At 48.5% G+C, this 21,973-nt stretch carries 14 protein-coding genes, 1 tRNA gene and 1 pseudogene; 11 read left to right on the top strand and 5 right to left on the bottom strand.

Annotated elements, in window-relative coordinates:
* The 6 genes from WFK85_RS16530 to WFK85_RS16555 form a co-directional block, all read left to right on the top strand.
* On the top strand, positions 1-108 hold a 108-nt coding region (locus tag WFK85_RS16530), incomplete at its 5' end, for an IS3 family transposase (RefSeq protein ID WP_336710377.1).
* A 641-nt stretch (positions 109-749) separates the two neighbouring features.
* The gene (locus WFK85_RS16535; protein ID WP_336708983.1) at positions 750-4,178 is read left to right on the top strand and encodes a DEAD/DEAH box helicase family protein; all 3,429 of its coding nucleotides are present in this window, start codon (positions 750-752) and stop codon (positions 4,176-4,178) included.
* Positions 4,179-4,264: 86 nt separating this feature from the next.
* Positions 4,265-5,887, top strand: coding sequence for a type I restriction-modification system subunit M (locus WFK85_RS16540; RefSeq protein WP_336708982.1), 1,623 nt, complete (start codon positions 4,265-4,267; stop codon positions 5,885-5,887).
* Positions 5,888-5,898: 11 nt separating this feature from the next.
* Positions 5,899-7,044 (top strand): restriction endonuclease subunit S, encoded by a 1,146-nt coding sequence (locus WFK85_RS16545; protein WP_336804205.1) that lies wholly within the window; start codon positions 5,899-5,901, stop codon positions 7,042-7,044.
* 16 nt (positions 7,045-7,060) lie between these two features.
* Entirely contained in the window at positions 7,061-8,728 is a 1,668-nt protein-coding gene (locus WFK85_RS16550) for a DUF3696 domain-containing protein (protein ID WP_336708980.1), read from the top strand.
* Complete coding sequence (locus tag WFK85_RS16555) at positions 8,728-9,615, top strand: hypothetical protein (protein ID WP_336708979.1); 888 nt, start codon at positions 8,728-8,730, stop codon at positions 9,613-9,615. The genes WFK85_RS16550 and WFK85_RS16555 overlap by 1 nt, the downstream gene beginning before the upstream one ends.
* Before the next feature lie 63 nt (positions 9,616-9,678).
* On the opposite strand, the gene WFK85_RS16560 is transcribed toward WFK85_RS16555, so the two are convergent.
* Together WFK85_RS16560 and WFK85_RS16565 are read right to left on the bottom strand one after the other, a co-directional pair.
* Positions 9,679-10,947 carry a tyrosine-type recombinase/integrase gene (locus WFK85_RS16560; protein ID WP_336708978.1) on the bottom strand — a complete coding sequence of 423 codons (1,269 nt, stop codon included), beginning with the start codon at positions 10,945-10,947 and terminating at the stop codon, positions 9,679-9,681.
* Between the two features lie 198 nt (positions 10,948-11,145).
* Positions 11,146-11,230 (bottom strand) — tRNA-Leu (locus WFK85_RS16565).
* A gap of 323 nt (positions 11,231-11,553) precedes the next feature.
* Between WFK85_RS16565 and WFK85_RS16570 the strand changes: the two are divergent.
* Positions 11,554-11,951 (top strand): annotated as a pseudogene (locus WFK85_RS16570) (Gfo/Idh/MocA family oxidoreductase); the annotation flags it as partial.
* Between the two features lie 80 nt (positions 11,952-12,031).
* The gene (gene ahr / locus WFK85_RS16575; protein WP_336708977.1) at positions 12,032-13,051 is read left to right on the top strand and encodes an NADPH-dependent aldehyde reductase Ahr; all 1,020 of its coding nucleotides are present in this window, start codon (positions 12,032-12,034) and stop codon (positions 13,049-13,051) included.
* Positions 13,052-13,083: 32 nt separating this feature from the next.
* Here the strand turns inward: ahr and WFK85_RS16580 are convergent, their stop codons facing one another.
* Positions 13,084-14,724, bottom strand: a complete 1,641-nt coding sequence (locus WFK85_RS16580; protein ID WP_336708976.1) for a dihydroxyacetone kinase subunit DhaK — start codon at positions 14,722-14,724, stop codon at positions 13,084-13,086.
* 136 nt (positions 14,725-14,860) lie between these two features.
* Between WFK85_RS16580 and WFK85_RS16585 the strand changes: the two genes are divergently transcribed.
* Positions 14,861-16,363, top strand: coding sequence for a helicase HerA-like C-terminal domain-containing protein (locus tag WFK85_RS16585; RefSeq protein WP_336708975.1), 1,503 nt, complete (start codon positions 14,861-14,863; stop codon positions 16,361-16,363).
* Between the two features lie 222 nt (positions 16,364-16,585).
* Positions 16,586-17,815, top strand: coding sequence for an amino acid permease (locus tag WFK85_RS16590; protein ID WP_336708974.1), 1,230 nt, complete (start codon positions 16,586-16,588; stop codon positions 17,813-17,815).
* A gap of 125 nt (positions 17,816-17,940) precedes the next feature.
* Here WFK85_RS16590 and lptG read toward each other — a convergent pair whose 3' ends face one another.
* Positions 17,941-19,020 (bottom strand): LPS export ABC transporter permease LptG, encoded by a 1,080-nt coding sequence (gene lptG, locus WFK85_RS16595; RefSeq protein ID WP_008460797.1) that lies wholly within the window; start codon positions 19,018-19,020, stop codon positions 17,941-17,943.
* Positions 19,021-20,121 carry an LPS export ABC transporter permease LptF gene (gene lptF / locus WFK85_RS16600; protein ID WP_166995086.1) on the bottom strand — a complete coding sequence of 367 codons (1,101 nt, stop codon included), beginning with the start codon at positions 20,119-20,121 and terminating at the stop codon, positions 19,021-19,023. It lies immediately after the preceding gene.
* A 274-nt stretch (positions 20,122-20,395) separates the two neighbouring features.
* Between lptF and pepA the strand changes: the two genes are divergently transcribed.
* On the top strand, positions 20,396-21,907 hold the full coding sequence (gene pepA, locus WFK85_RS16605; protein ID WP_008460793.1) for a leucyl aminopeptidase: 1,512 nt from the start codon (positions 20,396-20,398) through the stop codon (positions 21,905-21,907).
* The last annotated feature ends 66 nt before the right edge of the window (positions 21,908-21,973 follow it).

Consider the following 21,973-nt stretch of genomic DNA (forward strand, 5'->3'; position numbering starts at 1 on the left):
GATTACATCGAAATGTTTTACAACAGTAAGCGTCGGCATGGTTCCAGCGATCAGATGTCACCAGCAGAATATGAAAACCACTATTATCAACGGCTCGGAAGTGTCTAGACTATCAGTGGCGATTCAATCCAATGTTTTCGTTACAGCAGAATATTTATGTAAAGAGGTTATGCCTAATGTAGCTCCACCAAATAAAGCACCGATTATAGTAAAGATCGCGAGCTTTATTTCCTCATTAGCAACAAAACTGTCCGATGGATGAATTAAATTGTCCAAAAAACCATAATCACCAGCCCATGACAAAAAGAGGTATTTTATTGTAAAAAGTGTATAGGTCATGATATAAATATAACAAACGATAAAAGAAGGCGCCATCCACTAAATCCAATCTTTGTTGATTCGCTACTCACATTAATATTCCTTCATGAAACAAGCTGCTACTGTGTTGAATGCATAATAACCCTTTTAGTTTTTGTTGTCTCGAGCCATTATGCAAGCCAGCAGCATACACAACTGCCATCTGTCGCAATTACCTTGATACGCTCCTTCTCCCAAAGATGATTATACTTTCACAATTGCCCTGCTTCCCCCCTTAATCCTCATCACATGCCTTTGGTTGAAGCTAACTTTCTAAACTATAAGCATAAATTTACTGCTAAACCTTTTCTGCAGCTCACACAAATCACCTACAAACCTGTGATAAAATCAACTGATATCTAGTTGTATCCATTTCATAAGGCAACGATTTAATGGAACAGTCTCGCAATTTTGAAATGCTACGCAGTCAGTGGCCTGATTTAGCAAGCCTTGCGACCGCAGCAGAACAGTACGTCCATTCGGATCCAGAAAGTTGCTTAGTAAAGCTACGTAACTATGATGAGCAAATTGTCCGCTGGATCTACCGACAGGAACGACTTCCTGAAGGCTTCAAAGCTAGCTTGTATGATCTGATGAATGCTTCTGTATTTACTAGCATCATGCCTGAAGCAATTTTAATGAAAATGGACGCCCTGCGCATTCATGGCAATCGCGCAGCTCATGGCAGCACCATTAAAGCTAAGGATGCATACTGGTTGTTAAAAGAAGCATTTCTATTAGGGCTATGGCTTTACGTTCGTTACGCTCAGGGGAATGTTGATGACTGCCAACCTTTTGCTCTACCTCCATTGTCTGATGCTCTAAATACTTCAGTTAATCTTACAGAACAGCAAAAACGTTTAGATACGGCGATCAAAGATCTTGATAGTGCTCGCGAGCGGGAAATTGCGCTTCAGCGCGCATTGCAAAAAGAGCAGGAAAAAACAGAAATACTTGAACAACGCCTGCATGAAGTAAAAGATCGTAACCAGCAAGTTGCTGACATTCTATCACTTGATGAAGCTGAAACTCGCCGCCACCTGATTGACTCACGCCTCATTGCTGCAGGCTGGGATGTAGCTCCCGACGCTGCCAATACTGAACAGGTATCTCAGGAGCATCCTGTTAAAGAACAACCAACGACATCAGGCAACGGATTTGCAGACTATGTACTGTGGGATGATAGCCACAAACCGATTGCCGTAGTTGAAGCAAAAAAAACTAAAGTCAGTCCAGATAAAGGTCGGACACAAGCCAGACTATATGCTGATTGGCTGGAGAAAGAATACAGCCAACGTCCTGTTATTTTTTACACCAATGGTTACGATATTTATCTGTGGGATGACCATAAAACTCAGGGCTACCCGCCACGCAAAGTATTCGGTTTCTACAGTAAAGAAAGCCTGCAATATCTGATTCAACAACGCGAAACCCGCTTACCACTGAATGAAGTTCCTCACGCCAGAGACAGTAAAGGTGAGCTTGTCGCTGGCCGCTTGTATCAACAAGAGACCCTGGCGAGGGTGAGTGAACGTTTTACACAGAAATATCGTCAGTCGCTCATTGTACAAGCTACTGGCACGGGAAAAACTCGAGTTGCTATCGCATTAAGCAAACTAATGATTGATGCCCGCTGGGTGAAGCGTGTGTTGTTCCTTTGTGACCGTAGAGAACTACGTAAGCAGGCAGGGAACGCGTTTAAACAATACATCAGTGACCCTATGTATGTCGTTGGCGTATCTCCAACGAAAGATATGCTTAATGCCCGTGTCTATATAGCGACCTATCCAGGGATGATGAACATCATGGATCGCTTTGATGTTGGTTATTTCGATCTTATTATTGCTGATGAATCACACCGTTCCATCTATAACGTATACGGTGATTTGTTCAAATATTTTGATGCGTTACAGGTAGGTCTGACAGCGACCCCTATTGATATGGTCAGCAAAACAACATTTGGGCTGTTTGGCTGTGAAGGGCGCATTCCTACGGCGAACTACAGTCTGGAAGATGCAATTGCAGACAACAATCTGGTGCCCTATGAAGTTGTCACCCACACTACACAGTTTTTACGTGAGGGAATCAGGCGCGATAACTTAAGCAATGCTCAGATACGTGAACTAGAAGAACAGAATATTGATCCCAATACACTAGAGTTTGATAGCAAAGCCATCGATGATCGGATCTTTAACCGAGACACTAACCGGCTAATTTTACGTAATCTGATGGAAAATGGCATCAAAGATAAAGACGGCCAGCTTCCCGGCAAATCAATTATATTCGCCAGAGGGCACGACCATGCCATCTTGTTGAGAGATCTATTTGATGAAATGTACCCGCAGTTTGCTGGTCGCTTTTGTCAGGTTATTGATAATCAGGAAACCAGGTCGGAGCAGCTGATCGAAGATTTTAAAGGGTTGGATGAAAGTACCAACAAAGAGCTTATCATCGCAATTTCGGTTGATATGTTGGATACCGGCATCGATGTACCAGAAATCGTCAACTTGGTTTTTGCAAAACCCGTTAAATCGAAAGTTAAGTTCTGGCAAATGATTGGCCGTGGAACACGTTTAGCTAAAGGTCTGTATGGCGTTAATGAGAATGGAAAATCGCTGGATAAAGAGAAATTCCGTATCTTTGATCACTGGGGTAACTTCGAGTATCACGAACTAAATACCGAGGAAGCCGAGGTCACAACCAGTAAGCCCTTAGCACAGAAACGTTTTGAGGCATGGATTGAGCTAGGCCGGGCAGCATTACGAAAGTTTGATAAACAAGCAGTTAATCGAGTAGCCGCACAACTACTGGTACAAATTAATACTCTGGATGACAAATCCATTGCAGTGCAAGAAAGATGGCAGCAAAAAGCACAATGTAGCGATGAAAGGCTCTTGCAACAATTTGCCCCTCAGACCCAACAGATATTAATCGATTTTATTGCTCCACTAATGCAATGGGTAGATGTACGCGGCCAAAGCGACGCTATGCGTTTTGATATGGATATACTAGCTGCACAAACAGCCCGTTACACCAACATAGAAGAGCTTGATGTACTCTGGCCTACTGTAGTTGAAAAGCTAGAAAGGCTCCCACCTCATTTAGTGCAGGTACAACAACAAGGTGCTCGCATAAACAATTTGCGAGAACTTTCTTGGTGGAAACAAGCTAGTTTTGATGATTTCGAAGATATGCGTATCCATTTACGCGGCATCATGCATTTGATGGAAAAAGAAGTCATACCTCAAGTTGGAACGCTCACGGTAGATGTTACTGAGGATGTAACTCAGATAGAAACCGGCATCAGGAAAACACAAGTTCGAACTATAGATTTCAGACTTTGGCGTCAACAGGTTCAAGGGGCACTGGAACCATTATTCCAGCAAAATCCCGTGCTCAAGAAAATTCGCCATGGTGAACCAGTGACACCTGAAGAGCTAGATGAATTGGCAAAACTTGTGCTAATTCAAAACCCCAACGTCGATATTCGCGATCTGAAAAGCTTCTTTCCTCAAGCAACTGCCAGTCTGGATAAGCTGTTGCGAACGATTATCGGTATGGATGGGCAAGCTGTTACCGAACGCTTCGCTATGTTTGCATCTGAAAATCACCTTAACAGCCAGCAGATTCGTTTCCTGGAGATGCTCAAAAACCATATCCGTGATTACGGTACTATCGAGATGAAACAGCTCTTCGAACAGCCATTTACCCAGATACATGGTGAGGGGGTCACCGGAATCTTCCCGGATATGCAGCAGATCGTAACATTGCAAAAAATCGTTGAAGAGTTGGGTGTAGTCATTCCGTCACCGGCGCTATAATGCTCCCATTCAAGCCTCGTACATCCCGGGGCTTTCTCTTTTCAAAGCTGCCATCGGTAGCGATAAACGTGAATTAAAGAAGCATTATGATCACAAGAGAACTAAAAAGTAGCATTGATAACTTATGGGAAGATTTTTGGGTTGGCGGTATCACCAATCCCCTGACCGTGATCGAACAAATCACCTATCTGATGTACTCCCGTATGCTTGACAGCCTTGAGCTGAAGGACGAAAAGCGTAAACAACTGACAAAAATCGATTTCAAACCACGCTTTGCCCCTGAACAACAAGAGTTTCGTTTCAGCCAGTACAGCAATTTAGGCGCCGATGAAATGATGGAAGTGGTACGTGACGGCGTATTCCAGCATTTTCGGACATTAGGCAGCAGTGATTCACTGTTGGGCAACTTTATGAAAGATGCCCGTCTGGAAATAGTGAAACCGTCACTATTAACCAAAGCAGTCGAAATGATCAAAAACTTGCCATTGGATCGTGGAGATACCAAAGGTGATTTGTATGAATACCTACTGAGCAAACTCACAACCGCGGGCATTAATGGTCAGTTCCGTACACCCCGCCACATCATCCGCGCCGTCGTGGAGATGATGGAGCCTAATCCTGCTCGTAACGAGACCATTTGTGATCCTGCTTGTGGTACTGGCGGTTTTCTGGCTACTAGCTATGAGTATCTGCTGGAGAAATATAGTTCCCTTGAGTCGATTCATAGCGAATTAGGTGTGAATGAGCTAGGTGAACTGGAAGAACAGAAAATATTCACAGGTGACCTGCTAACCGATTATCGTGCTCATGTGGATCAGAACATGTTCCATGGTTATGACTTTGACACCACCATGCTGCGCATCGCAGCAATGAACCTGATTATGCATGGCGTAGAACAGCCGGATATTCATTATCAGGATACAATGAGCCAAAACTTTAGCGACAACTTCCCACAGGCCAGTAAGAATGCTTTTAACTTGATTCTGGCAAACCCACCGTTCACAGGTTCTCTGGACGAAGAAGACATTGATCCTTCTCTGCTAGCAACAGTTAAAACAAAAAAAACCGAACTTCTGTTTTTAGCGCGTATTCTGCAAATGCTGAAGGTTGGTGGCCGCAGTGCAACGATTGTTCCTCAGGGTGTACTGTTCGGTTCCAGTAAAGCCCACCAGTCATTGCGCAAAACTCTTGTAGAAGACAATCAGCTTGAAGCCGTTATCAATCTACCATCAGGTGTTTTTAAACCTTATGCAGGAGTGGCAACTGCAATTCTGATATTCACCAAAGGTGGGGTAACTGATAATGTCTGGTTCTACGATCTTCATCACGATGGCTACAGCCTAGATGACAAACGTAATCCAGTGAAAGATAATGACCTACCCCATCTTATTGCGAGCTGGAAGCATTATCGCCAGAGTAAAAGTCTACCTACAGATAATTTTATCGGTGATAAATTTAATACTCTTTTGAAACAACAATATCCAGAAGGGATTAATATCGTCACTGATTACTTGGACCGCACACAATGTGTATTCGTTGTTCCAAAAACGGATATCGCCAAGCAGAAATATGACCTTTCTATCAATCGCTACAAAGAAGTGGTATATGAAAGTGAAATTCATGAATCTCCTGAGTTAATATTAAAGCGATTGAAAGAATTAGAGAAGGAAATTATTTCAGATTTAGATGACTTGGAGGGGATGTTATAATGAGATGGCCAATGGTCGAAATAAAGACTGTTGCTGATATTGTAACAGGAAAAACACCATCAAAATCAGATAATAGTCTTTTTGGTGGTACTATGCCATTTATAACACCTGTCGAACTTACCAACTCTAACTATCTGTTAGAACCTAAACAGTACCTTTCCGAAAAAGGCGTTAAAGTCTCAAAAATAATACCTAAAAATAGCATCCTTGTATGCTGCATTGGTTCATTAGGAAAAATAGCGATTGCGGATAAAGATGTTGTTACAAACCAACAAATTAACTCCGTTACTTTTGATCCGAAAAAAGTTGATTATAAATATGGTTTTTATGCTTTAAAGCTTCTAAAAAATGAATTGATAAACTTTGCCCCATCAACAACTGTTCCAATTGTTAATAAAAGTCGCTTTTCTGAAATGAGGATTCCCCTTCCTTCACTCAGTGAGCAGAAGCACATCTCAACTATTCTTGATCATGTTAATTCAATTATTACCAAACGCGATGAATCTATCACAATTGCTGATACATTCCTACGTGCTACCTTTTTGAAAATGTTTGGCGAGCTTGAGAATAATCCTAAAAACTTTCCTGTTGGTACTATTCGAGATCTTGTAAGCTCAGTGAGCTATGGCTCCTCGGGCAAAGCATCAGAACATAGCGGAAGATATCCTATACTAAGGATGGGAAATATAACCTATCAAGGAGGTTGGGATTTTAAAGATTTGAAATACATTGATTTAGATGAGAAATCTAAAGATAAATTTTTAGTGCGGAAAGGTGACTTATTATTTAACAGAACAAATAGCAAAGAACTAGTAGGTAAAACCGCAGTGTTTGAAAATGATATTGAGATGGCTTATGCTGGATATCTAGTTAGAGTCAGGGCAAATGATATCGGGAATAATTATTATATTTCAGGATACTTAAATTCTTTGCACGGAAAGAGTACTTTAATAAACATGAGCAAAAGTATTGTTGGAATGGCAAATATAAATGCTCAAGAAATGCAGAATATTAAAATCCTTATTCCACCTAAAGAATTGCAGGATAAATACGAAGTAATATATAAAACAGTAAAGAGCAAAGTAGACACTCATATTGAAAGTAAAGAAGAGCTAGAGAAATTATTTAACACTCTCATAAATAAATTTTTCAATTGAAATTAAAGGCAATATCATGAAACTAACTAAGCTAGTCTTAACTAATTTCAGGTCTTTTAAGGAAACTCAAACTATCGAGTTTGCTCCTGTTACATTACTCTTTGGGCCTAACAGTGTTGGTAAAACGACCATTTTAATGGCTCTTTTTTACTTGCAACAAATTTTAGATAAAGAACAATGTAATCCGATTCAAATTGAGTCTATGGGTGATAAGAAAATAGGCGGGTTTAAGTCATTAGTAAATGGTGGGGATCTCAATAAAGAAATCGGAATTGGTGTCGAATTTTCACCCGGAACAACTATAGGGAAAGAGTACAGCGAATATATTGAAAAATTTGCAGACCTAAGTGGATTTGATATATTAAGAATTAATGACATATCTGCTGAAGCAAAAAAAATAAGACTAGACTTTATCATTTCATGGTCATTTAGCAAGCAGACTGCTTATGTAAGGAAGTATAAAGTAACTATAAATGATGAATACTTTGGGTCGATGCTTTGTAATGAAGATATTGACCATTCAATTATAGCAGATATAAACTTCTCCCATACATTAATTAATGATGATGATGACTCGGAATATGATAAAAACAATGAATACATGAATAAGTTTCATGAAAAATATAATGAATTAATAGGAAGCATGGAAATTGATTTTTTATATAAAAAATCCAATGAGAAGATAACAGAGTTTAACTCTGAAAAATTTAATAATAGTAAACCAGTGTTCTTCAAAGGATATGCAGGTGGACTACCTATTATTGGTGAATTAATCCAAGTAGGCTTTGGCTTGGAATCTGCCAATTCCGTTGATGAAATACTTGGTCGTGATATTATTATTCGAGCATTAACCCAAATTTTCACTTCTCCATTAGATAAATTTAAAATTCTTCTTAACGATAGTATAGCTATAGGGCCATTAAGAGTCGTTCCAGAATCTTATTATAAAATGAACCCTTACCCCGAGCAAAAAAATTGGTTCGATGGTTCAGCTGCGTGGGATATTTTATATAAATTCGACGATAATAAAAATGATAAATTGATAGATAAAGTTAACTATTGGTTTAGTGAACAAGATAAATTGAATACAGGTTATAAAATCATTAGAATTGGAAGTCTTCAAGAGGTTGTTCGAAAAAATGTGCTAGGTGAAATAGAAGATTCAGCTTCCTGCTTCTATGAGCCAGATCAGAATGCCTTTTTTGAAAGAGGTATTGAGCCGCAGATATTCTTTATGGATATAAAAAACGACCTGAAGCTTTATCCTAGCCAAGTAGGCATTGGGCTTAGCCAAATTCTCCCTATTATAGTAGCAGCGCATTCAGTTACTAAAGGCTTTATCGCAATAGAACAACCAGAACTTCACATACACCCTGCCTTCCAGGTTGTAATTGGTGATTTATTTACCCAATCAAATGAGTCTAAAACTACTAATCCAATGTTCATTGTTGAAACTCATAGTGAACACATAATACTCAGAATATTAAGAAGAATTAGGCAAACGAAAGAAGAAAAATTTTCTCCAACTGGAAAGCATGTAACACCTGAAGATATCTCTATAACTTATTTGCAATCTACGTCTGAAGGTATTATAGCAAAAAAACAAGCAATAACTGAAGATGGTGATTTTGAAGAAGATTGGCCAAATGGTTTCTTTGATGAAAGAGATGAGGAGCTATTCTAATGTATAAGGAAATAGCCTTTGACCCAGAGTGCATGGCGGAATACGAATATTATGGTTTACTTAAACAAAGCTTTGGCTTTGAAAAAGGCAGATATGTAATAGCTTCAGCAAAAGATTGGGCTAAAGAGGCTTTTCAAGCAGTCAAAGCATCTGAAATATCTCCAGTTAAAAAGAAATCAGTGACTAACTATCTAAATAATTTGCAAAGAGAAAAAAAACGTAACATATTCCTACTTCCTACCTACAGAAAAGACATTGGAGCAGAACATATTGAAAAATGGTCAACATGGATAAATCATCAACATAAAAAGCACGCATTCAGCTTGATTATTTCAAACAAAGCTGGGGACAATAATATTAGTTATGAACAAATTAATGAATCCCCCGAAAATTGGGTAATATCGCCGACCTACCCTATTTCAAAAACAGCCCAAGAAATAGTCTCCACTATAAAACCAATGCTATTTTTAAGTGATGAGTTGATTATTATTGATCAACATTTTCGTCTAGCTAAAAATGAAGTTTTAAAAAAAATATTCCAAGAAATACAAACAATAAATAATATAATTGCTATCACTTTAATCACAAGTATTAACACCAACAATCCTCAAGATGTTTTTAATAGCGAATATTCAACAAAATTTGCCTACATTCCTAGTTTTAAAATTTTAGTTGCGCCACCAAAATATTTTCACGACCGATATTTAATTACTAATAATGCAGCAATCAAGGCTGGCCACGGATTTTCAGAAGGTGTTATACAAGGGGCACAATCAGACATGCTCAGCTTAAGCTATGTTGGTGAAGATGAGTATCGAAAGACACTGGAGTTTGTAGATAAAATAGTAGTTGATAAGATCGCGACTATACACACTATTAAAGCATGAAAATATAAGTATAATTTCTCGAACATTTCGAGAAATTATACTTTACCATCATAATTAATTATTTTATTTCTGAACAGTGATTGGTATTTTACCAAAATCGAACGGACTAATCCCCTTCTCCCGATTCAAATCCAGATAATCAGCCCACCACTGCACCATCAGCCTGCGCTCCCCCAAGTGCTCGGCTTTATGAATGTAGGCCGCTCGCACAGAGTTACGCTCCTGGTGGCTCATCTGCCGCTCTACCGCATCCTTCGACCACAATCCCGACTCAATTAATGAACTACATGCCATAGTCCTGAAACCATGCCCGCAAACCTCAACCTTCGTATCGTAGCCCATCACCCGCAGCGCCTTGTTCACCGTGTTCTCACTCATGGGTTTACGTGGATCATGATCGCCAACGAAGATCAGCTCACGATTTCCACTCATGCTTTTGATCCGTTCCAGAATGGTCAGAGCCTGCCGGGATAAAGGAACAAGATGAGGGGTCCGCATTTTCGAACCTCGATGTGAATGCTTCACTCCTTCCAATGGCTCGCGCTCTCCCGGAATCGTCCACATAGCAGTTTCAAAATTGACTTCTGACCAGCGTGCAAAACGCAGTTCACTAGACCGAATGAAGACCAACAACGTCAGCTCCACAGCTAAGCGTGTTAGTGGTCTGCCGGTATATGTGTCGATACGATGAAGTAGTTCAGGAATACGATTAAGTTCTAGCGCAGCGCGATGTTGCCGCTTAGCTGTAGCTACCGCTCCAGCGATCTCTTGTGCAGGGTTGTAATCGATTAAACCGCTCTGCACAGCAAATCGCATAATTGCTGTTGTTCGTTGTTGTAGACGTGCTGCCACCTCAAGACGTCCAGACATCTCCACGGCTTTGATAGGAATAAGTAAATCTCTGGTTTTTAGCTCAGCGATATTTCGCTTACCAATCGCATCAAAGAGATTATCTTCCAGACTCTTAAGAACACGACTACTATGCGACTCAGACCACTTTTGATTGCTGGCGTGCCAGTCTCTGGCAACAGATTCAAAAGTGATGACCTCTCTAGCCTGTTCTTCTTTTACTGCACGCTTATGTTCACGAGGATCGACACCGGCAGCAACAAGCCTCCTGGCCTCCTCCCTCTTTTGCCGAGCATCAGCCAGTGACGTTTCGGGATAAACACCAAAAGCCATCAGGTGTTGTTTACCGCCAAAGCGGAAACGAAAGCGCCAGTATTTGGAGCCGTTAGGGTGTATCAGCAAAAACATGCCGTCGCCATCGACGAGCGAGTATTCCTTTGCCTCAGGTTTTGCAGAACGCACCTTGGTATCAGTCAGGGCCATGATGGTATTCCTTCCATATGCTGCCGTGAGTATATAAGCATTATCGAACCAGCATATATACTCGGTTCTATACTCACAAGCATGTTGATGTGGGGTAACTCAGATTGACGTCGGTTGACTGAAAAGCGAGGAAAGCCTTGCGGATACTGGATTTCAGACACAAAAAAAGACGTCCGCTGACGTCTATTGATGTTCCGATGGTGCCGAAGGCCGGACTCGAACCGGCACGTATTTCTACGGTTGATTTTGAATCAACTGCGTCTACCGATTTCGCCACTTCGGCACTGAAGGGGTATGCGGAAACGTTGTGGATTATACCTGTCGCTGGCGGCCTTGCAAGCGGCGCTGTGCGTAAGTGGCGTTAAGTGCTGAATTTTTCAGCGACCTGCCGTTTTCCTCATTTCCCCATCCATGAACAACTCTACGGTTTACATTCCCGCTCGTTTGCGATGTGATTTGCTTTCAGCCTGAGGCCACACAACGAAGCCCCATGCCCAATCCCAACCCCACTGCCCCCATGCGAGTCGCCATCATCGGGCCAGCGCAGATCGCTGAGAACGTGCACGCGGCTTACTATGCGACTAATCCTTCTTTGGCTTTGGTGGCGGCCTGTTTGGCGAGTGGGATCCGTCGCTTTATACGGTTGAAGACGCGCTGTTCGGCGTGGTCGAGTTTGAAAACGGCGGCATTCTGCGGCTTGATACTTCCTTTATTCTCAACGTGGAAGAAACCTCGCAAATGAACGTTGAGTTCTGTGGCGATCGAGCCGGTGCCAGGCTGTTCCCGGCCCATATTTACCACGACCGCGAGGAAAGCTGGAAACGCTCCAGCGCCGGGAGACCGCCGACGATCGCCGCCATTTCCGCGCCATGGAAAGCTTTGTCCGCCACGTTCAGGGCGAGGTAGCCATGGTAGCCGATGCTGAACAGGGTTATGTCGTGCAGCAGATCGTCGCCGCGCTCTACGCTTCGGCGGAACAGGGCGGCGGCTGGGTAAAGCTTTAACCCTCCTGGGCACATTCCACCAGGTCGCTCCTACGTCCAATGTTCTACACTGATTGCAGAGCCAATATGGAGGAAGAGCGATGTCTGTTATCAAAAGTTATGCCGCGCCAAAGGCCGGTGCGGAGCTGGCGCTTCAGGATTTCGACGCGGGCGATCTGCTGCCGGAGGATGTCGAGGTTAAGGTCGAGTATTGCGGCATCTGCCATTCGGATTTGTCGATGATCGACAACGAATGGGGGTTCTCGCAGTATCCGCTGGTTGCCGGGCATGAGGTGATTGGCCGCGTGCACGCGCTGGGGTCAGCGGCACAGAACAAAGGACTCAAAGTCGGCCAACGCGTCGGCATCGGCTGGACGGCAAGAAGCTGCGGCCACTGCGATGCGTGTATCAGCGGCAGCCAGATAAACTGCCAGGAAGGCAGCGTGCCGACCATCGTGAATCGTGGCGGCTTCGCCGACAAAATTCGAGCAGACTGGCAATGGGTAATCCCGCTGCCAGACTCCATTGATATAGAGTCCGCCGGGCCGCTGCTGTGCGGCGGCATTACAGTGTTTAAACCGCTGTTAATGCACCACATCACCGCCACCAGCCGCGTGGGCGTGATCGGCATCGGTGGCCTCGGGCACATAGCCATCAAACTGCTGCATGCCATGGGCTGCGAGGTGACGGCGTTCAGCTCTAACCCGTCCAAAAAAGAAGAAGTGCTGGCGATGGGTGCAGATAAAGTGGTTAACAGCCGCGATCCGGCCGAGTTAACCGCGCTGGCGGGCCAGTTTGATCTGATCATCAATACCGTCAACGTCGACCTGGACTGGATGCCGTACTTCAAGGCGCTGGCGTACGGTGGCAACTTCCACACGGTTGGCGCAGTCATGAAGCCGTTCGAGGTGCCGGCCTTCACCCTGATTGCCGGGGACCGCAGCATCTCCGGGTCAGCAACCGGCTCCCCGCACGAGCTACGTTCGCTGATGAAGCTGGCGGGCCGGGCGAAGGTGCAGCCGCAGATCGAGCTGTACCCGATGTCGAAAATCAACGAAGCCATCCAGCACGTACGCGACGGCAAAGCCCGCTACCGCGTGGTGTTGAAAGCGGATTTCTGATGTAAAAAAGGCTCCCTCGGGAGCCTTTTTAGTCACTTAACCAGCCCGGCAAATACCTCAGCCACGGCGACCGCCCCCGGATCTTTCACACCATCGAGGTTGTCGCTGTTCACATAGGACGAGCGCCCGGCGTTGGCTTTTTGCATCTTCGCCGTGTCGGCCGCGCCCTTCTCTGCTGCCTTCGCGGCGGCTTTCAGATCTTTATCCCTCAGCGCTTCCAGCGCCGGCTGCAGGGCGTCGATTAACGTTCTGTCGCCCAGATCCGCGCCACCGTAGCGCTTCATCTGCGCCAGGCCAAACAGCAGGGACTCCGCCAGCGGCTGCTTCTCACTGACTTTTTGCCCGGCGGCGGTGAAGAAGATCGACATCAGCACGCCGCTGGAACCGCCCATCACGGTTGCCAGTCGTTCACCTACAAGGCCCAGCAGCGCGGCGGTATCGTTCAGCGGCAGCTTGCCTTTGTCGTTCAGGTTGGCGATGTCTCGCGCGCCTTCGGCAAAGGTTGAGCCGGTGTCACCGTCGCCCACTTTGGCGTCCAGCACGTTAAGGTGGTTCTCCTGGGCGATCAGCGTTTGGGTCACGCTTGCTACCAGGGCTTTCACCTCGTCGTTAGCGGAAGGTTTTACCGCGTGGTCTTCGCGGATAACCGCCTGCTTCTGCTCCGGCATCGGGTGGTATTTCACCATCGGCTGCCAGCCTGCGGTTTCCACGTCAGATTCCAGCGCCTGAATAAAGTCCGGGCTCAGCTTGATGGCGGAGAGCGAGAAGCCTTTCATGTCCAGGGCGCTGACCAGCGGCGCGGGGCCGATCAGATATTTAATCTGCGAACCGAGATCCGAATGCATCAGCTCTTTGGTCAGGAGCGCCATTTCTAGCGAGGAAACGCCGCCGAGGTTGTTGATCAGCACCGCCAGGTCGCTCTCTTTGCCCGTCGCTTTGCGCAGGTGCTTCACCAGCGTGGCAATCACTTCTTTGCTGTTTTGGGTATCCACGGTGCTGGCACCCGGCTCTCCGTGAATGCCCAACCCAAGCTCGACGTGGCCGCCTTTAATGCGCCCTTCTGCATCATCGCTGCCCGGCAGGTTACAGGTTTGCATCGCCACGCCCATGCTGGCAATGCTGTCGCAGGCCTTTTGCGCGATGTCCCGCACGTCGCCGAGAGATTTGCCCTGCTCTGCGGCATAGCCCGCAATTTTGTGCACCAGCGCTGTGCCAGCGATGCCGCGCGGCTGTTTGTTATCCGGCAGCGAAATATCGTCGCCGACGATCACCATCTCGACCTTCAGCCCGTGCTTTTTTGCTTTCTCGGCGGCCAGGCCGAAGTTCAGCCTGTCGCCGGTGTAGTTTTTGACGATCAGCAGGCAGCCGCGATCCCCGGTGACGCCGACAATGGCGTTCAGCACCGCATCCACGCTCGGGGAGGCAAACAGGTCGCCGCACACCGCCGCGGTAAGCATACCTTTGCCGACGAAGCCCACATGTGCGGGTTCGTGGCCGGAGCCGCCGCCGGAAATGATCGCCACTTTGCTTTTGTCCCAGTCGCTGCGGGCCACCACTCGGATGGCCGGGTCGATATCCAGCCGCACAAGGTTGCGGTAGCGGGAACTGACAATGACGCCTTCGATGGCATCGTTAACCAACTGCTTGCGATCGTTATAAAAGAATCTGGACATAGCTTTCCCTGGTTGTGTAAGAGATCTGCCAAGCATAGACCTTCGCTGGGCCGAGGGGGTAAACATGGGAAGATCCTGATGCTCAATTCGTGCGGAAGGCTATGCTTTAGACAAATGTTGCCACAGGGAAACGCTCATGACTGAACTACTGCTGATTGCCAGAACCAAAGAGACTGAACTGCATATTCTGCCCAACATGGCGAACCGCCACGGGTTGATCACCGGCGCAACCGGGACGGGCAAAACCGTGACGCTGCAGAAGCTGGCTGAGTCCTTCTCAGAGATTGGCGTGCCCGTGTTTATGGCCGACGTGAAGGGAGATTTAACCGGCGTGGCCGAAGAAGGTGCCGAGTCTGAGAAGCTCCTCGCCAGGCTTGCCAATATCGGCGTGACGGACTGGTCGCCGCACGGCAATCCGGTGGTGCTGTGGGATATCTTCGGCGAGAAAGGGCATCCTGTTCGCGCCACCGTCTGCGATCTCGGGCCTTTGCTGCTGGCACGGCTGCTGAACCTGAATGATGTGCAAAGCGGCGTGCTGCAGATCATCTTCCGCATTTCGGACGACCAGGGCCTGCCGCTGCTGGACTTTAAAGACCTGCGCGCCCTGACTCAGTACATCGGTGATAACGCCAAAGCCTTCCAGACGCAGTACGGCAATATCAGCAGCGCTTCCGTCGGGGCCATTCAGCGCGGGCTGCTTTCTCTTGAGCAGCAGGGCGCGGAGTATTTCTTCGGCGAGCCGATGCTGGATATCAAAGACTGGATGCGCACCGATTCAAACGGCAAAGGGATCATCAATATTCTGTCGGCGGAAAAGCTCTACCAGATGCCGAAGCTGTACGCCGCCAGCCTGCTGTGGATGCTGTCCGAGCTTTATGAGCAGTTGCCGGAAGCGGGCGATCTCGACAAGCCGAAACTGGTGTTTTTCTTTGACGAAGCGCACCTGCTGTTTAACGATGCCCCGCAGGTTCTGCTGGATAAAATCGAGCAGGTGATCCGCCTCATCCGCTCCAAAGGTGTCGGCGTGTACTTCGTGACGCAAAACCCTGCCGATGTGCCTGACATAGTGCTTGGCCAGTTGGGTAACCGCGTCCAGCACGCCCTGCGTGCCTTTACGCCCAAAGATCAGAAGGCGGTAAAAGCGGCGGCGCAAACCATGCGGGCGAATCCGGCTTTCGATACCGAAAACGCTATTCAGGAACTGGGCACCGGCGAGGCGCTAATCTCCTTCCTCGACGCCAAAGGCAGCCCGACTGTGGTCGAGCGCGCGATGGTGATCGCCCCTTGTTCGCGCATGGGTCCGGTGACGGACGACGAGCGTAACGGCCTGCTGAATCACTCCCCGCTGTACGGCAAATATGACGAAGTGATTGACCGGGAATCGGCCTACGAGATCCTTCAAAAAGGCGTGCAGGCCGCGGGAGAGCAGCAGGACGCGCCACCGGCCAAAGGTCAGGGCGTGGCGGTGGATGACGGAATTCTCGGCGGGTTGAAGGATATTCTGTTCGGCAGCACCGGGCCACGAGGCGGCAAGCGCGATGGCGTGGTGCAGACGATGGCAAAGAGTGCGGCCAGGCAGGTAACGAACCAGATTATTCGCGGCGTACTGGGCAGCATTATGGGGGGGCGTAAGCGGTAGGTTCTGCGATTTCCCCCTCCCCCTAACCCTCTCCCTCAAGGGAGAGGGGATCTTTCTTTCCACTCTGTCCCTGGCACTTCTTCACTTTCCCCCTCTCCCCTCCAGGAAGAGGGCCGGGGTGAGGGGAATAAATACTGCAATAACAGCCACATGACTCACCAGGTTAGTTTTGTGCTAGATTACGCCGGTTTTTGGAAATCAGTCAGAAGAAAAGATTAAATAATGCGCAAATTCTGGACAAAAGAAGAAACTTTGTGGAGTTTCGCCTTATATGGTACTGCCGTTGGCGCAGGAACCCTTTTTCTCCCTATTCAGCTCGGCTCAGCCGGCGCCATCGTTCTGCTTCTTACGGCATTGATCGCCTACCCGCTGACCTACTGGCCGCACCGGGCGCTCTGCCAGTTTATCCTGTCGGCAAAGACCCCAGGCAGCGGCGGCATCACCAGCGCCGTGACCCACTACTACGGCAAAACAATCGGCAACCTGATCACCGGGCTCTATTTCGTCGCGTTCTTTGTGGTGATCCTGATTTATGCCGTCGCGATTACCAATTCGCTCATCGAGCAGTTAGCCAAACACGGGCCGATTACGACCACAATCAGAGTGCTGGTTAGCCTTGGCGTCGTTGCGGCGCTGAACCTGATCTTCCTGATGGGGCGGCAAGTCACCATCAAAGTGATGGGATTCCTGGTTTTCCCGCTGATTGCCTACTTCCTGTTTTTATCCCTCTATTTGACCAGCAGCTGGCAGACGTCTTTGCTGACCGAGGGCTTAGTCCTCGACCGTCACGCATTGGGTGAGATCTGGATGTCGATTCCGGTGATGGTCTTCGCCTTCAGCCACACGCCCATTATTTCTACTTTTGCCGTAGCACAGCGCGAAAGCCGCGGCGAAGGCGCGATGAATAACAGTAAGAAAATCATGCGTGTCGCCTATTTTGTGATTTGCTGCAGCGTGCTGTTCTTCGTGTTTAGCTGCTTCCTGTCTATTCCGGCTCAGGATATTACCGCCGCGAAGGCTCAGGGCCTGACCATTCTGTCGGCGCTGTCGATGGTGCCGGGCACGCCGGCCTGGCTGGGTATTTCAGGCTTTATCGTTGCGATAGTGGCGATGTCCAAGTCGTTTCTGGGCACCTATTTCGGGGTGATTGAAGGGGCGACGGCGATTGTTAAGTCCACGCTGGGCGCGGCAGGTATCAACCGAAGCCGGGCCTTCTGCCGGGCGCTGTCTATTACCCTGATTTCGCTGCTGACCTTCGTGGTATGCTATATCAACCCGAATGCGCTGGCGATGATTTACGCCATCAGCGGGCCGCTTATCGCACTGATTTTATTCATTATGCCAACGCTGTCGACATATCTCGTGCCCGCACTTAAGCCTTGGCGTTCGCTGGCGAATCTGTTGACGCTGATTATCGGGATCTTGTGTGTGTCGGTGATGTTTATTCACTGATTTCACTCACCCCGGCCCTCTCCCAAAGGGAGAGTGGGAAAGAAACACTAAAAGGCAAGAAACACAGAAGAGTATCAGTGAGATTCCCTCTCCCTTTTAGGGAGAGGGTTAGGGTGAGGGTAAACTTATCCCGCTCTTTTCGTCAGCATCCAGAGGCTGATCAGCAGGAAGGTCACGCTAGGCAGCAGCGCTCCCAGAATCGGCGGAATGTTGTATACCAGCGTTAGCGGGCCAAACACCTGATCCAACACGTAGAAAATAAAACCGAAGCTTATCCCCGTCACCACTCGTACGCCCATCGGCACGCTACGCAGCGGGCCAAAGATGAACGACAGCGCCATTAGCATCATTACCGCCACCGAGACCGGGGCGAAAATCTTGCTCCACATATTCAACTGGTAGCGTCGGGAGTCCTGGCCGCTGGTTTTCAGGTACTTGATGTAATCATAAAGCCCACTGATCGACAGCGAGTCAGGATCAAGCGCAACCACGCCAAGCTTGTCGGGCGTCAGGTTGGTTTTCCATTCCCCGCTCACGGTTTGCGACCCGGTAATCTGCTTTGGATCGGAAAGATTTGACTCGTCAACCTGCGACAGGCGCCAGACTTTATGCTCAGCGTCATACTTCGCCGCCGCGGCATTGCGAACCGAAAGCAGGCGGCGCTCACCGTTGAAGTGGTAAATCATGATGCCGGCAATTTCTGTCTCGCTGTTGACGTGATCGATATACACGAAGTCATGGCCGTCTTTCGCCCAAATGGAGTTGGTTGTGGACAGCAATGAGCCGCCAAGCAGCATTTGCGCACGGTAATTACGCGCCATTTGATCGCCCTGCGGGGCAACCCACTCGCCGATTGCCATTGTCAGCAGAACCAGCGGAATCGCGGTTTTCATTACCGAGGAAGCGATTTGCATACGCGTAAAGCCGGACGCCTGCATCACCACCAGCTCACTGCGCTGAGCCAGCATCCCCAGCCCCAGCAGCGCGCCTAATAACGCGGCCATCGGGAAGAAGATCTGAACATCTTTTGGCACGCTGAGCAGGGTGTACATCCCCGCACCCGCTGCGGAATAAGAACCCTGGCCCGTTTTTTTCAACTGGTCAACGAACTTAATGATTCCCGACAGCGACACCAGCATAAACAGCGTCATCATGATGGTGTTTAAGATGGTTTTACCGATGTAACGGTCAAGTACGCCAAACATTTAAGCCGCTCCTTTATAGCTAAAGCGGGCACGCACTTTGCGCATCGGTACCGTATCCCACAGGTTCAGGGCAACGGCCAGCGCCAGGTACGCCAGGTTGACCGCCCACATCCAAATCATCGGATCCAGCTTTTCCTTTGACCCGCTGGAACGCAAAGAGCTTTGCAGCAGGAAGAAGACCAGATAGAGCAGCATGGCTGGAAGCATCGACAGCACGCGCCCCTGACGCGGGTTCACCACGCTCAGCGGGACTACCATCAGGGCCATAATGACCACCGACATGATGAGCGTCAGGCGCCAGTGCAGCTCGGCTCGCGCAGAAGGCTCCGGATTCTTCCACAATTCGGTCATGCTCATTTGGCTGATATCGGAGGGATCAAGCATCACCGCCTGATGGCCCACCACGGCCTGGTAGTCTTTAAAATCTGTAATACGGAAATCGCGCAGCGTTGAGGTTCCTTCAAAGCGCGTGCCGGTATTCAGCTTAACAATCTGCGTGCCGTCCGGGCGCTGGAAGATTTGGCCAGAGTCCGCGACCACCACGGAAGGACGTGTATTGCCCTTCGGACGCACCTGAACAAGGAAAACATCGTTGAATGTTTTGCCCCGCACGCTTTCTATAAACAGCACCGCGCTGCCGTTGGTCGCCACCTGGAACTGCCCTTGCGCCAGGGCAGCCATACCCGGGTTCGCTCTGGCTTCAGCCAGCACTTCGTCCTGGTGACGAGCGGACCACGGGTTCAGCCACATCACGTTTACGGTGGCCACAATTCCGGTGAAGAGTGCGAGAACCATCGCGGCTTTGACCAGTACTGCTTTACTCAGACCGCAGGCATGCATTACCGTGATTTCACTCTCGGTGTACAAGCGGCCGAGCGTCATCAGTAAGCCGAGGAAAAGGCTCAGGGGAAGGATTAGCTGCGCCATTTCAGGCACACCTAAACCCAGCAAAGATAAAACCAGATTTGTCGGGATTTCGCCGTCGGCCGCAGCACCGAGGATCCTAACCAGCTTCTGAGCAAAGAAAATCAGCAGCAGGATGAAAAGGATCGCCAGTTGGCTCTTAAGCGTCTCCCGAACCAGATACTTTATGATAATCACATTAAATACGCCTGTAGAAACGAGTCTTTTTGCAGGAAAATCGCTTGTTTCATCGCTTATACGTCATTTATTCTCTTTAATCGTCGAAAACATCGCTAAGATTAGATAGCCCGGCGAACTCGCATTACGGGACGATGTTCAGACACAATAGAAAACGTAAATCCATTCGTTAAGATTAACACGAAGTCATCGCAACAGCGGAGATGAGTTACGAAAGCTTGCAATTCTAGCCTGTAGCCCCCGCCGTTGTCTTTAAGATTCAGGAGCGTAGTGCATGGAGTTCAGTGTAAAAAGCGGTAGCCCCGAGAAACAGCGTAGTGCCTGCATCGTTGTGGGAGTCTTTGAACCGCGTCGCCTGTCCCCGATCGCAGAACAACTCGATAAAATCAGCGATGGCTACATCAGCGCGCTTCTGCGCCGTGGTGAGCTGGAAGGAAAACCAGGGCAAACCTTATTGCTTCACCACGTACCGAACGTGCTGTCTGAACGCATTCTGTTGATTGGCTGCGGCAAAGAGCGCGAGCTTGATGAGCGCCAGTACAAGCAGGTGATTCAGAAAACCATCAACACGCTCAACGACACCGGCTCAATGGAAGCCGTTTGCTTCCTGACCGAGCTGCACGTCAAAGGCCGTAACACCTACTGGAAAGTACGCCAGGCGGTTGAGACAGCTAAAGAGACGCTGTACAGCTTCGATCAACTGAAAACCAACAAAACCGAACCACGCCGTCCGCTGCGTAAAATGGTGTTCAACGTGCCAACTCGTCGTGAGTTGACCAGCGGGGAGCGCGCCATTCAGCACGGCCTGGCTATCGCATCCGGCATCAAAGCCGCGAAAGATCTCGGCAACATGCCGCCAAACATCTGTAACGCCGCTTACCTGGCTTCTCAGGCTCGTCAACTGGCGGACTCGTTCAGCAAAAACGTGGTCACCCGCGTGATTGGCGAACAGCAGATGAAAGAGCTGGGCATGCACTCCTATCTCGCGGTAGGCGAAGGCTCGCAGAACGAATCACTGATGTCGGTGATTGAATATAAAGGCAATGCCTCCCCGGATGCTCGTCCGATTGTGCTGGTTGGCAAAGGCTTAACCTTTGACTCCGGCGGTATCTCCATCAAACCTGCCGAAGGCATGGATGAGATGAAGTACGACATGTGCGGCGCGGCTTCCGTTTACGGCGTGATGCGCATGGTGGCGGAGCTGAACCTGCCGGTGAATGTCATTGGCGTCCTTGCCGGTTGTGAAAATATGCCAGGCGGGCGCGCTTATCGCCCGGGTGATGTGCTGACGACGATGTCCGGCCAGACCGTTGAAGTGCTAAATACCGATGCCGAAGGCCGTCTGGTGCTGTGTGACGTGCTGACCTACGTCGAGCGCTTCGAGCCAGAAGTGGTTATCGACGTCGCAACGCTGACTGGCGCCTGCGTAATCGCCCTTGGCCATCACATCACCGGCCTGATGTCGAATCACAATCCGCTGGCGCACGAGCTGATCAGCGCGTCTGAGCAAGCCGGTGACCGCGCATGGCGTCTGCCGCTGGGTGACGAGTATCAGGAACAGCTGGAGTCCAACTTTGCCGATATGGCAAACATTGGCGGCCGTCCTGGTGGCGCGATTACGGCGGCGTGCTTCCTGTCTCGCTTTACCCGCAAGTACAACTGGGCTCACCTGGACATCGCCGGCACCGCATGGCGCTCCGGCAAGGCAAAAGGCGCAACTGGCCGCCCTGTCGCCCTGCTGTCCCAGTTCCTGTTGAACCGTTCCGGGTTTAACGGCGAAGAGTAAGCGTAAAGCTTTACCCTCACCCCGGACGGGCATAAAAAACGCCGTTTGGTTCCCTTGCCCCTCTGG

The sequence above is a fragment of the Cedecea sp. VD22 genome, from assembly GCF_037150195.1.
In the GTDB taxonomy this organism is placed as follows: domain Bacteria; phylum Pseudomonadota; class Gammaproteobacteria; order Enterobacterales; family Enterobacteriaceae; genus Cedecea.